General features: G+C 44.7%; 11 protein-coding genes. 10 read left to right on the top strand and 1 reads right to left on the bottom strand.

Annotated elements, in window-relative coordinates; all coding sequences use genetic code 11:
- The 10 genes from ACFQNF_RS17175 to ACFQNF_RS17130 all read left to right on the top strand — a co-directional run.
- The coding region (locus tag ACFQNF_RS17175; protein ID WP_380189137.1) for a DUF2345 domain-containing protein at positions 1-272 on the top strand (272 nt) is incomplete at its 5' end.
- Positions 273-284: 12 nt separating this feature from the next.
- Positions 285-1,211 (top strand): hypothetical protein, encoded by a 927-nt coding sequence (locus ACFQNF_RS17170; RefSeq protein WP_380189136.1) that lies wholly within the window; start codon positions 285-287, stop codon positions 1,209-1,211.
- A gap of 47 nt (positions 1,212-1,258) precedes the next feature.
- Complete coding sequence (locus tag ACFQNF_RS17165; RefSeq protein WP_380189135.1) at positions 1,259-3,997, top strand: T6SS effector BTH_I2691 family protein; 2,739 nt, start codon at positions 1,259-1,261, stop codon at positions 3,995-3,997.
- The gene (locus ACFQNF_RS17160) at positions 3,997-4,968 is read left to right on the top strand and encodes a putative type VI secretion system effector (protein WP_380189134.1); all 972 of its coding nucleotides are present in this window, start codon (positions 3,997-3,999) and stop codon (positions 4,966-4,968) included. Before ACFQNF_RS17165 ends, ACFQNF_RS17160 begins: the two co-directional genes overlap by 1 nt.
- A gap of 71 nt (positions 4,969-5,039) precedes the next feature.
- The gene (locus ACFQNF_RS17155) at positions 5,040-6,014 is read left to right on the top strand and encodes a putative type VI secretion system effector (protein WP_380189133.1); all 975 of its coding nucleotides are present in this window, start codon (positions 5,040-5,042) and stop codon (positions 6,012-6,014) included.
- A gap of 49 nt (positions 6,015-6,063) precedes the next feature.
- Complete coding sequence (locus tag ACFQNF_RS17150) at positions 6,064-6,762, top strand: putative type VI secretion system effector (RefSeq protein WP_380189132.1); 699 nt, start codon at positions 6,064-6,066, stop codon at positions 6,760-6,762.
- 36 nt (positions 6,763-6,798) lie between these two features.
- Positions 6,799-7,512, top strand: coding sequence for a putative type VI secretion system effector (locus ACFQNF_RS17145; protein ID WP_380189131.1), 714 nt, complete (start codon positions 6,799-6,801; stop codon positions 7,510-7,512).
- 35 nt (positions 7,513-7,547) lie between these two features.
- The gene (locus ACFQNF_RS17140) at positions 7,548-7,697 is read left to right on the top strand and encodes a hypothetical protein (RefSeq protein ID WP_380189130.1); all 150 of its coding nucleotides are present in this window, start codon (positions 7,548-7,550) and stop codon (positions 7,695-7,697) included.
- On the top strand, positions 7,694-7,942 hold the full coding sequence (locus ACFQNF_RS17135) for a hypothetical protein (RefSeq protein ID WP_380189129.1): 249 nt from the start codon (positions 7,694-7,696) through the stop codon (positions 7,940-7,942). Before ACFQNF_RS17140 ends, ACFQNF_RS17135 begins: the two co-directional genes overlap by 4 nt.
- 204 nt (positions 7,943-8,146) lie before the next feature.
- Positions 8,147-9,115, top strand: a complete 969-nt coding sequence (locus ACFQNF_RS17130) for a transposase (protein ID WP_380189128.1) — start codon at positions 8,147-8,149, stop codon at positions 9,113-9,115.
- Between the two features lie 255 nt (positions 9,116-9,370).
- Here ACFQNF_RS17130 and ACFQNF_RS17125 read toward each other — a convergent pair whose 3' ends face one another.
- Complete coding sequence (locus ACFQNF_RS17125; RefSeq protein WP_380189127.1) at positions 9,371-12,262, bottom strand: PAS domain S-box protein; 2,892 nt, start codon at positions 12,260-12,262, stop codon at positions 9,371-9,373.
- Positions 12,263-12,303 lie beyond the last annotated feature (41 nt).

The following is a 12,303-nucleotide window of genomic DNA, read 5'->3' as shown; positions in this document are numbered from 1 at the left end:
GCGATAAAGACCTAAAAGTGACGGCTTGCAAGGGGCTGCTCAGTGTTTCGGCTAAAGATGAAATCTTAGTCACGGCAGGTGGCGGCTATATCCGGCTAAAGGGTGGCAATATCGAGATTCATTGCCCGGGCACGGTCACAGTGAAAGGCGCGAATCATGTGTTGAGCGGGCCAACCAGCTTAAATGCGCCCTTGCCCAAGTTTGCCAAAGGCTGCGAGCAAAGTATGGATGCCGCAGCAGCGTCTCAAGCGGCTACTGTGCGCTTAAGCTAAGGGATTAAAAAGATGACAGATCCAACCATGGCAAACCATGCTACGGCCGTTTTGCAGTGCTTGAGCGATCAGCTGCAAGCAGGAAAGCCCCTTTATCTCGCCTTGGATTACAGCCACAGAGCGCTTTCAGATGATGAATTGCGGCTGGATGAGGCAGCAAAGTTAAAGGGTTTTGTTGTGCCTTTAAAGCATCGCTCGCTCAACCCGGCAATACGGCCGTATTGGCTGCCATTGTCTGGCACAAATGCAGAGCAGCTGTTACCCAGTATCGAGCAAGCATTGCAAGAAGCCTCACCAGATTTAATTGCCGAAGGCTGTGGCCGCAGAGTGGCAGGCTGGCTAGAGATTGCGGGGGATGCCCAGCAAGCCGCCTTGCATATCAGCGAACAAATGATTCGCTTCTCTCCTTTAGGCGGCAAGCATTTACTGCGCTTACATGATCCTGCTGTGCTCTGGGCCTTATGGCCACTGCTTAATCATGAGCAGCAAAAATACTTACTAGGCCCTGTAGCCAGCTGGAGCCTGATTGCACCTAACGGGCAGCTGATGGCTTTGCAAATCAAGCCTGATACGGGTAACAACAAGGGAACACCTGATATATGGGGCCGCCAGCTCTGGCAAGATATCGCCTTGATCGCGCCTTTTAATCAGGCGCTGCTGGCCTATCTGGCACAAAACAGCGATTTGCAAATAGCCCAGCTAGATCATCTGCACGAGCTTGGCTTTGCGGCCATCAAACGAGCTAGATTGCTGGGCTTTAGTGACGATGCAGATTTAGCACTATTTGCCCAACACGCCTTGATGATCCACCCGTTTTTTGATCGCCACCCTTTGCTGCAAAAGTGCCTCACCGCGCGGCCGGCGGATGCGTATTACGGTAGCTTGGTTGCAGAGCTGAGTGACAGCGACTGGCAAAGCATCGCCGCAAACAAAGTTTAGTTTTACATAGGGCATTTGCCTTTCAATTTTTAGGAAATTACCAAAGCATGAGTCAGCTATGTAAAGCATGCCAAGCCAGTGGCTTACCCATCATGCCGGTGCGTTACGCCGTCGTCCCCAAGACTGTGACAGCGAAACTACCCGCTTGGGCAGAAGGCACAAGGGTGAAAGACATTGCCTTGGGCGATGAGTTTCACTACGCATTGCGCACCATTCGTGCAGGCTATGTGTATTTGTTTTACTCAAAAAACGCCCGTGGCGCAAAGCAGTGGGAGTGCTATACCGTTACCGAAGATGGCCTGCTGCTGCTACAGCACACCCCAAAATCGGCTTCCCCACCTAAAGATACCAATACCTGTGAAACCGCAGGCCATAGCAACAGCCGCTTGCACCACCTGATTATTAATCGCCCAGACGAGTGCGGCCCAACATGGATCGCGTTTAGCGAGCACAAATGGAGCGATGAAACCCTGGCGCAATATAGCAGCGATGCCAAGCTGCGCAGCGCCAGAATGCAGGAAATCGACCCCAAGGCCATGGCCGCTGGCACCAAAAACCCGCACAGCAGCCCTGCCAGCCAAACCGCACTAGAAAGCATCATGGAGTACAGCCTAGGCTTTTCGAACGCTCAGTTACCCTACGATCAGAAAATGCCAATTTTTAGTAAGCGCGATGGTAGTTATGAAAAAGGGCAAGTGACTAAGGTCAGCACGCATTATCGAGTTACTTCTCGCAAAGGCGTGGTCGCGGAGACTTTGCAATTCATGCAATCTCGTGCAAAGAAAAGTGCAGGAGGCTCCAACACGCCGCACGTTATGGCCCTCTGGGATGCGATTGGAGTGGCTCATGAATTGAATGGATATCGTAATAATCCTGCTGCTTATCTCGCACTTTTCACTCAAGAACGTGAATTTCAGCTCGATGCCATTCTGAGTATTGAAACATTAAAGCAATCTTTAGCATTACAACGTGGCGAAGCCATCGATAGAGAAGAAGATCGCCAAGTAGTCGCTCATACTACATATCCAATCTCCAATAGAGGAGCCACTCAGAGTGTGGCCAAACAAGCCACTTTATATCCAATCACCAATAGTGATTACGCTCGGGAAGAAGCCAAGAAAAAATCCATGGCAAGGACATGGGATAAGTATGAAAATAATATCGACCAAGATGCATATAACAATTTTAAAAAATATCAAAAAGAACTGATCGAAAGTGTTGAATCGCTTGCAGATAAACGTACTCAAGTTTTGGTTCGCTGGCTTGATGCCCCACTCTTCATTGATACCTTGGAAGACTTTCATGGTGAAAACCCTGCGGATGGCCTTGCTTTTGAAAGTGTTTTTGGAGGGGCAATTCAGGGAATCAATTCCAGTGAATCAGGGAAGCGCAAACTAAAAATTTGGATGGATCAAATCAAGATTGATAAAAACAGTTTGTTTTATCGTGCATTAGCACAGAATCAAAAAGAGATTGCCACCGAACTTGAGCATTTCCTAAAATTTGCCAAAGAAAACAAAGACAAACCTTATACAGAGGCGGACTTTAAGGAGGGGATGAAATCTCTTACTTCCTGGCAAAAGTTATTTGATGTATACAAAAAAGCATTAACAGTTGAATCAAATAATGCGAAAGCACTTGCAGATGCAAAAATAAAGCCTAACCCCAATCCAAAAGCAAAAGCTTTTGGGATCGCTTTGCATGCCGTGCCAAAAGGTAATCCCGGCTCATGGATAAAGACAGGGGGAGATTTATTCTTTCGCACCTTTCTGCCCACTTTTAATCAAGTTGCAGACCTCACTAAGTCGAATCGTTCAGGACATTATATGGGTGAGAAATTCATCCAGATGATTTTGGGCGCGCGTGCTTTAGTTGATCCTGTAGATGTAAAAGCTTTAATTAAAGAGCAACATAATGCGGATGTACTTCGCAGAAAAGAAATTGATAGCACCTCGAAAAACAAACGGGAAACGGGCAAAAAAGATCGGCTCACCTCAAAAAAAGCCGCAGCCCGAGAAGCTGCTTTCCGTGCGAATCAGGGTAAGAATCTGGGCACGGCTTGGGAAACTTTCCAAAAGAGCAAACCCGCCGATCATCTGCTAGCCATTAAAGACATGCGGCTGACTTTAGCTGTTTGCCTCATTGAAGGCGTTAACCTAACGCGCTTAACCGCGTTTTACCATGATGACTTTGCAACACAGGCGCTAATTAGTGCATCCGCATTAAGTTTAGCCGCAGGCATAATCGATATCTCCGCCACACCCATTAAAAATGCAGTAGGTGCGGATAGTCGAAGTTTTCAAAAGATGAAGCTTGCAGGTGGTGCGTTTAGTACCGCCGCAGGTATTATCGGTGCGATTGTTGATGTTACATATATGCATAAAAACTTTCAGAAAGAAAATTATTTTCTTGGCTTTTTGTATTTATTAAAAGCCTTATCTGGTGGCAGTTCGGCTCTTTTAACCGGTGCTAGTACTTTTACATATGCCGCACCAATTATTCTGCGAGTAACAAGCAATGCAGCCCTTGCAGAAGTAACGACCTTTCTTGGTGTACGAGCGAGCGCAATTATCGCCACACGGATATTTTTTATGTCAGTAGGTTTATGGCTAACCGTCGGGGCATTTGGGATTCAAATTATTATTTGGCAAGTGACCGATGATGCTTTAGAAACATGGCTTAATCTCACCCCCTTTGGCCGCAAGAAAGATGATCAGGGTGCTTATTTAGACAGTGAAGAAATGAAGCACGCACTCGACAACGCAAAAAAGGAGTTAGCATCATAATGTTGCCTATTGAGCAAACCCCCTCAACGTCTGGATTAGTCAAAATCAGCGGCCAAATTAAAAACTACAAATCAACGCGAGAACATGCCAATTTCTTTTTTACTCAAAACGACAATAAAGCGATGAGTTTAGCTGCCATTGCCAGTGCGGCAATTGGCTCAAGTGGGCTAGCAATGGGCGCGGCGATTTCCGCATCGGATATGGAAGAAGAAGCCGATTATCTAGAGTTTGAAATGGATGGCAAGGCAATTAAAGGCTGGGTTTGGCGCAGCCCATTTGCCAATAATGATATTGTCGATGTTGTTGGCGAATGGCGAGATGATTATTTTGAATTAGTCGCCATTGCTCGCCCCGCTGATCGAACCATTGCCCTTTATCCACACTGCTCACGTGGCAAGCGTGCTCATATAAAAAATGCAATTAAATGGTGGTTTCTTGGGGTGACTGGTATATTTTTCTGGCTATCAGCCATAGGTGCTTTGCATATAGCTCTTGGAGCAGCTTGGATAGGTCTTTTCGTTTCTATGTTTTGTTTTTTTGTGCCTCCAATTATGTGGCTATTCTTTGGAAAAAAAGGCCTGTTCGGATGCGTGGGTGTGATTTTATCCGCATTAATGTATTTTTATGGTCTAGATGATTTTATTTATGCGACACATAGGGTTTGGCTTGCCCCAATTGTGTTCTACATATTTATGGGAATATTTGCCATTCATTACTCATGGAAAACGATGAAGTTTGTTAATGTGGCAACTTATGTTTTTGATGCCCTCGGCTTGGAAAACCCATCAAATATAGATTTGCCAAAAACATCTAAGGCAGAAGTTTTTAAATTAATTAAAGAACGAAAAGTAAAAAAAGAAAATGAAGTAATAAAAGAGAGTAAAAAGAGGAAAAGAAAGAACGAAACAAAATCAAATGCATTGTTAAGCCAGAGTGAAATGAGCTTGGGCTCTATGTATTTTAAATATTAAGCTATCCCCTCCGTAAAATAGGCGGAAAATCTAATTTATACATACATTCGCCACTGCAAGGAGTACGCATATTGCCTGTTGAGCAAAAACCATCTACCTCTGGGTTAGTAAAAATCAGTGGCCAGATTAAAAACTACAAATCAACACGTGAACATGCCAATTTCTTTTTTACTCAAAACGACAATAAAGCGATGAGTTTAGCTGCTATTGCCAGTGCGGCGGTCGGCTCAAGTGGGCTGGCAATGGGCGCGGCGATTTCCGCATCGGACATGGAAGAAGAAGCCGATTATGTAGAGTTTGAAATGAATGGTAAGGCCATTAAGGGCTGGGTATGGCGTAGCCCATTTGCTAACAATGATATTGTGGATGTTGTTGGTGAATGGCGAGATGATTATTTTGAATTAGTCGCCATTGCTCGCCCCGCCGATAGAACGATTGCTCTTTATCCACACTGCTCACGTGGCAAGCGTGCCCATATAAAAAATGCGATTAAATGGTGGTTTCTTGGGGTGACTGGATTTATGGGGGGTATCTATCCCATTTTAGTGATGGGAGGTTACTTCTTATACACAGAATCTGGATTAGGGGCTATTGCCTCCCTTGTTGGTGTGTTCATTCCTTTCATTTTAGGGTTATTTTTTGGGAAAAAAGGTTTAATTTTTAGTGCTGGATTATTGCTAGCGGCTCTTTTAAGTGTCTTTAAATTTGAAGATATACTTAAAGCGATTTCAGAGTTCTGGATGGTTCCCCTTGCTATCTATATATTTATGGGGATATTTGCTATTCATTACTCACGAAAAACAATGAAGTTTGTCAATGTAGCAACTTATGTTTTTGATGCCCTAGGCTTGGAAAACCCATCAAATATAGATTTACCAAAGACATCACAAGCAGAACTTTTAAAATTAATTAAAGAACGAAAAGTAAAAAAAGAAAATGAAGTAATAAAAGAGAGGAAAAATAGAAAAAGAAAGAGCGAAACAAAATCAAATACATTGCTAAGCCAGAGTGAAATGAGCTTGGGCTCTATGTATTTCAAGTATTAATTTATGATTAAACTTTACTTACCCTAGACATTGCTTTGGTGGTTTTGAATTGAAGTTAAAAACTGATACTGGGACGATTAGTAATTTACAAGTTGTGCGTACCCAACAAAACATACTTTATAGCCCGCATATGAAAGAAGCCGCTGGAGTAAGTGCTATTGTTTTTGCCGTGGCCGGAATGGGCGCAGCTGCAGTGCAGACGTCTGCTAATTCTAAAGGAGGTGTAGATGAAGTAGATATGTATTCATTTAATATAAAGGGTATCTCTTATGCAGGTTGTACGCGAGTAGTTGGCTTTAAAAATGGTGACGAAATTGACTTGGTTTACGAAAATAGAGAGCAAGGAGCAGAAGAGCTAGGGGTGCGTAGAAGCTCTACCCAATCGATTTGGTTATATCCCTATATGAGCCGTGGTAGTATTGCTGGAGTTATTAGTGGATTAAAGCTTTGGGTGATATGTTCTCTGCTTGGAGGGTTTGCACTATTATTAATTGCTTGCGTAGCATTAGACACCATACACGTTCATGATTTAGTGGCACTTTCATCACTTCCTTTTCTTGCTACTGCCGTTGGAATTAGTTGGATGCTTCCCCGTATTTATCGTTTTTCTATAGGTGCAAATGAAGTATTTTCCGCATTTGGATTTGAAAATCCTAAATGGGTTGACCTGCATAAATCTAGTAAAGAGTTCCGTAAAAAAAACAAAATAGCTTGGTCTGGGAAAAATTCATTAGATTTATGGTATTGAATTTATATTTCGATTAGCTACTGTTTGGATTTAAGAATGAAACTAAAAACAGACCATGGAATTATTGAAAATCTACAAATTGTTCGTACCCAACAAAACATACTCTACAGCCCTCATATAAAAGAAGCCGCGGGGGCAAGTGCAGTCATTTTTGCTGTAGCCGGAATGGGCGCGGCGGCAGTGCAGACGTCAGCCAATTCAGAAGGTGGAGCAGATGAAGTGGATATGTATTCATTTGATATAAATGGTGCGCAATATGCAGGTTGTACACGAGTAGCAGGATTTAAAAACGGCGATGAAATTGAATTAGTCTATGAAGATCGGGAGCAAGGAGCAGAAGTGCTAGGGCTACGTAGATCTTCCACTCGATCGATTTGGTTATATCCCTATATGAGCCGTGGCAGTATTGCTGGCATTATTAGTGGCATTATTAGTGGCATTAAGCTTTGGCTAGTATTTAGCTCGTCCGTTATTGTTGGTATTTTATTACTTGCAGCTATCGCATGGGAGGGTGGCCTCCCTATTCATGTTGTGGTTGATATCACAGCAATGGGATTTGCGCTTACTGCCATTGGCGTTAGCTGGATGCTCCCCCGCCTTTATCGTTTTTCTATTGCAGCAAATAAAGTATTTACTGCCTTTGGATTTGAAAATCCAAAATGGGTTGACCTCCACAAGACTAGCAAGGCTTTTCGAAAGAAAAACAATGTTCCTTGGAACGAAGGAAGTGGATTGGAGTTATGGTATTGAATACTATTTAAATTACTAGTTTTCATGATGAAGAAATGAACTTAAAAAAAGACCGTGGAATTATTGAAAACCTACAACTTATGCGTACTCAGCAAAACATACTTTACAGCCCTCATATGAAAGAGGCTGCTGGAATAAGTGCTATTTTTTTTGCCGTGGCTGGAATGGGCGCAGCTGCAATATGACTAAATCGCTAAAAGATCGCACTTCCAAGAAAAAAAAGTCCCCTAGAACTACAAATGTTGGCTCGCCCAATATAGGGCGCCTCTTTATCAATGGAAAACCTTACTTGCGCGTCTCTTTTATGCGTAATGGAAAGATATTTCAAAAGACATTTTACGAGCATCTTTTAGGAGGAAAGCAACAAACTTTGCTTGTTGCTGAAGAATGGCGTGATCAAATAACTGGGGTCAGAGCTAAATTAAATTAAATTAGCTTTCTTTAGCTCTAAGAGCATTAAGTATAATAGGATTTAATAGTGATTTGCCTGCATGGGCACTTGAGAATGTTGAATCTATACTTTTTATTTGCTAGGGAAGTGGGGGAGCCAGGTCTTATGTCTTGAAAATGATTTAAAACCTGCCCCGTACTTCGTTGGCTACAAGAAAAAAACTAACTTTATAGTTGCGAGAATATGGCAAAACATCACCCTTATGAATTAATACTGGAAATTATTAAGCAAGCCGAAGCAGGCGCTACAAGCTCAGAGCTAAGTCGTGAGTATGGCATAAACAATAGTGTCATAAGTAAATGGCGGGTTAAATATAAAGGTATGGACCTTGCCATGATGGTGGAAAGAAAGAGGTTAATTCTTGAAAATATTGCTAATAAGATAAGGCAAGCCAAGCAATCGGTTGTAGCCGTGCCAGCAGAAATAAAAAAGAAAAAATTAAAGCCTTTACTGCAGCCCTGCAGCCCCTACTTCTCTGCTACCCCCCAAGCAGTGCAAGAGGGGGTACAAAGCTGGAAAAACTTGCAAACCAGTAAAGCACCAAGCGCACAACTGATTGAATCACGCCTGCAAATTATTCATGACCTTGCCAAGGCTTGGGATGGAGAATGCTTGTCTAGAGAATACAAAAATAAAGTTGCGTACATGTCCTTTCGCTGTGGAAAAGGGCATGCTTTTGAGAGCAATGCGCGGCGTTTGTTATATGGCAATTTCTGTACCGTTTGTTATAGAGCCAAGCCAGAAGGGTTAAAAAAACTACAGGATGTAGCTGCTGCCCGTGGCTGGCAAAGTCTGGCGACTGAATATAAAGACTGCAAGACTCCCGTTGCATGGCGCTGCGATCAGGGGCATGAAGTTAAGGCAACATTGGAATCAATTAAAAAGGGTATGGGCTGCATGCAGTGCCATAAAAATCGCCGCTGGTATACGCTGGAAAAAATACAAGCCATTGCAAAACTAAGGGGTGGGCTTTGTTTATCTGATCAATATACAACGTACGCTCCTATGCTTTGGCAATGTAAACGGGGTCATATATGGAAGGCCGTTGCAAGTAAGGTTGTTTGTGGTACTTGGTGCCGAGTGTGTGGGAATATAGATAGAATCACCCGACCAAATAGTAAGGCATGGAGAAAATATCCAGATGTCGTATAAGTGAGGCAGGTTGAACTTGTATTGCTTACGGATGCCATGATATTAAGCATCAGCTGTCGTAGGGGGGAGTTTGGCTCACGGCTTTACTGGCTGCGGCTTTGGTGTTGAACAAGTTAAAAAAGAGGCGGGGTGGTACGAGTGCCATGAGCGTCTTTTAACTTTTACAAGATTAAAGGTGTCTGTTTTTTTATTATGCCGCTATGGCGCAGATTTTATAAGTTGATGGAATAATTGAGTGAGGCCTGTTATGGGCTGCTACGCTCTTTCCGGCGGCTCAATAGGCAGCAGAATGCTGATGACGGCGCCGCCGCCTTCGGCGTTGCGGGCGTAAATCTCACCCGCATGATCGGTCATAATCTGGCGGCTAATGGCTAGTCCCAGGCCCGTGCCGCTTGCATGGCCGTGCAGGCGGCTGCTTTGAATAAACTTATCGAAGATTAAATCAAGCTCGGCTTCCGGAATGCCGGGGCCTTGATCACTGACGCTTAATCCCATAGCGGCGCGGCCATCGCTTAATTGAGCTTCTTTGATAAAGTGAATACTAATTTCTTTGCCTTCAGGGCTAAATTTAATGGCATTAGAGAGCAAATTAATAATCACTTGGGTAATTCGGGCTTTATCAAAGTAGAGCAGCAGGGCGGGCGTTTTAGTATCTAGGCTAAAGTGAATGTTTTTGCTGGTAAGTAGTGTACCCAGCTCGTTTGAGGCATGCTTGGCAATGTGCCTTAGGTCGTAAATCATTTTGGTGTAGCGCATTTTATTGGCTTCAAGGCGTGACATATCTAAAAGATCATTGAGCAAGATAAGCAGGCGATTGCCACTGGAATGAATCCGTTCAAAATAGCGAATTAAATTGCTGTTGTCGGTGCTGCCGACTTTTGATTGGCCAATTTCAGAAAAAGACAAGATGGCGTGCATGGGGGTGCGTAATTCATGCGACATATTGGCTAGAAAGATTGATTTGGCCATATTGGCGGCTTCCGCCGCTTCTTTGGCTTCCAGTAAGTGATGTTCAACTTCTTTTAGCTTGGAAATATTGGTCAGAAAAGCAAAAGCGTATTCTAAATGCTGATGCTCGTCGTAAATACAGGCAGAGTTGACTAAAAAGGGCCGTGTTTTGCCATCCGCAGAGCTTAGCGTTACCTCGCCTACATGGTTCGAGCGCACTTGCTGGTTGGATAGATTATCTGGAAAAATCGCATAGGCATGATCTGGCCAAAGCTGGTCGGTTTGCTGGCCGATCAGCGTTTCACGGCTGAGGCCCAGATGGTGGCAGAAGGCCTGGTTGATATCAACAATGCGGCTTTTACTATCAATCAGGATAAATCCGTCTGCGGTACCTTCAATAATGGTGCGTTTTAGCCGCTCCGATTGCCTGAGTGCTTGCGCGGCGATTCTGGCTGCGCTGACGTCTTCAATCACGCAAATTAAGCCCTTGCTCAGGTCCCCCGTCACCATTTCTTTGGCATAAACCATGGCCCAGAAGCTGGATGTATCACGGCGGTAGAGTTCCATTTCGCCGCGGAAGATACCCTTGTTTTTGATTGCTTCACGAATGGGCTTGTTATAAGCCGTAAAGTGCTGTGCAGAAGCATGCAGTACATCGGTTGGCATATCGGTGATTTCGGCGGTGCTATAGCCAAATAGTGTTTCAAAAGCAGGGTTGACTAAGCGGATGGTGCCTTTTACTGAGAGCATAATGGCAAGCGGGCTGGCGTCGAGCACTGAGCGAATTTCAGCTGTGCGCTCTAAGACTAAATCTTGCAGATGATCACGGTGGCGGCGCAGCTCCCGTTCGCTGTTTTGCTGCTCTGAAATATCACGCACGGTGGCACAAAGATAGGCCGCATCGGCAAAAGTGATATGGCTGAAGGTGATTTCAACGGGCAGCTGCGCATGTTGGAAATTAATTTGATGGGTGGTGAAGAGCAGCCGTTTTTCTACCGAAAGCGTGTCCCAGAAGCCTTGCCATTGGGCCTGATCAATTTGCGGGAAAATATCAAAAAAACGCAATTTAAGTAGCTCATCCGGGCTATAGCCGGTGCTGATTGAGGTGGCGCGGTTGGCATAGCAAATCTGGCCATAGATATTGGCCCACAGAATAATGTCGGGGGCTTCATCCACCGTAAATTGGGTTAAATGCAGGCGCTCTTCAATCTCTTCGACCCGCCGTATTTGTTTTAGCAGTAAATAAAGTAGGCAAGAAATAATCAGTACAAAGCTTAAGCCCGCAATAGCTCGCGTGATAAGGTCATTGGTAAAGCGGTGCAACAGGGTATTACGATCGGTTGAAATCAGAATAATCAGCGGTAGTGCGCTTTGGCTGGTGTGAAATGCCGTGAGCCGCTGGGTGTCTTTATCGGTGCTTGGATAAACGCTGGAGCCTTGCAGACGGCGCTGCTCAAATAAGAGCGGATCAATATCGCGTAAATTACGGCCGATTTGCTTTTCGTCAAAAGGGTAGCTGAGCAAAATCACCCCATCGCTGCGTAGTAAGTGCACATGGCTGCCTGCCGCTAATTTAAGCGAGCGATAAAACTGTAGAAAGTATTGTGGCTCTACACCGGCCAAAATGACGCCGCCAAACTCATCCTTGTTTTTTTTGATGCGCTGGGTAACGGGGATAAGCCATTTGCCATCAGTGCGGCTAAGCAGGGGGTTGCCGATCAGCGGGCGGGAATCCTGAAATTGACGGTGATACTGAAAATAACTGCGATCCGCTAAATTAACGCGGCGGGTTGGGTACTCCAGGCCGTGGCTCTGGATGAGTCCCTTGCTATCGATGGTAATGATGCCGCGCACTTGCGGCGCCAGCTTTACTTTATCTTGTAAAACCTGGTGGGTTTGTAACTCATTTGCTTGGTCAACACCCCCAAATTGATTGAGGTTTTCCACGATGTTTTGCATGGATTGCTCAACAGACACAAAAGTGCGTGCGGCGTGCTCATCAAGAGAGCGGGCTAAGGATAGGCTACTGCGTTCTGCTTCTTTGATGGTGGCCTGGTAGTCGTAAACCGACATGAGGATCAGGGCCAGGGCAGTGACGATTGCTAAGATGGCATACAGCAGAATCAGGCCGCCACGCAGCAGCTTGAGAGAAGAGGCCGAGCCCGTAGGGCGCAGTGATCGGGTAAAAAACCGGTTCATAGCTTAGGAGTGTGGCGTCGTAATCAGTGGTCATCAGTGGT

Source organism: Iodobacter arcticus, from assembly GCF_042664895.1.
Lineage (GTDB): Bacteria > Pseudomonadota > Gammaproteobacteria > Burkholderiales > Chitinibacteraceae > Iodobacter > Iodobacter arcticus.
The sequence above is the reverse complement of the archived record's forward strand: the minus strand, read 5'-3'. Positions and strand labels throughout refer to the sequence as shown.

Bases quoted from the DNA above. Each gene is read 5' to 3' on its own strand.
- ACFQNF_RS17170 (WP_380189136.1), top strand. From the start codon at position 285: ATGACAGATCCAACCATGGCAAACCATGCTACGGCCGTTTTGCAGTGC.
- ACFQNF_RS17165 (WP_380189135.1), top strand. From the start codon at position 1,259: ATGAGTCAGCTATGTAAAGCATGCCAAGCCAGTGGCTTACCCATCATG.
- ACFQNF_RS17160 (WP_380189134.1), top strand. From the start codon at position 3,997: ATGTTGCCTATTGAGCAAACCCCCTCAACGTCTGGATTAGTCAAAATC.
- ACFQNF_RS17145 (WP_380189131.1), top strand. From the start codon at position 6,799: ATGAAACTAAAAACAGACCATGGAATTATTGAAAATCTACAAATTGTT.
- ACFQNF_RS17140 (WP_380189130.1), top strand. From the start codon at position 7,548: ATGAACTTAAAAAAAGACCGTGGAATTATTGAAAACCTACAACTTATG.
- ACFQNF_RS17135 (WP_380189129.1), top strand. From the start codon at position 7,694: ATGACTAAATCGCTAAAAGATCGCACTTCCAAGAAAAAAAAGTCCCCT.
- ACFQNF_RS17130 (WP_380189128.1), top strand. From the start codon at position 8,147: ATGGCAAAACATCACCCTTATGAATTAATACTGGAAATTATTAAGCAA.
- ACFQNF_RS17125 (WP_380189127.1), bottom strand. From the start codon at position 12,262: ATGAACCGGTTTTTTACCCGATCACTGCGCCCTACGGGCTCGGCCTCT.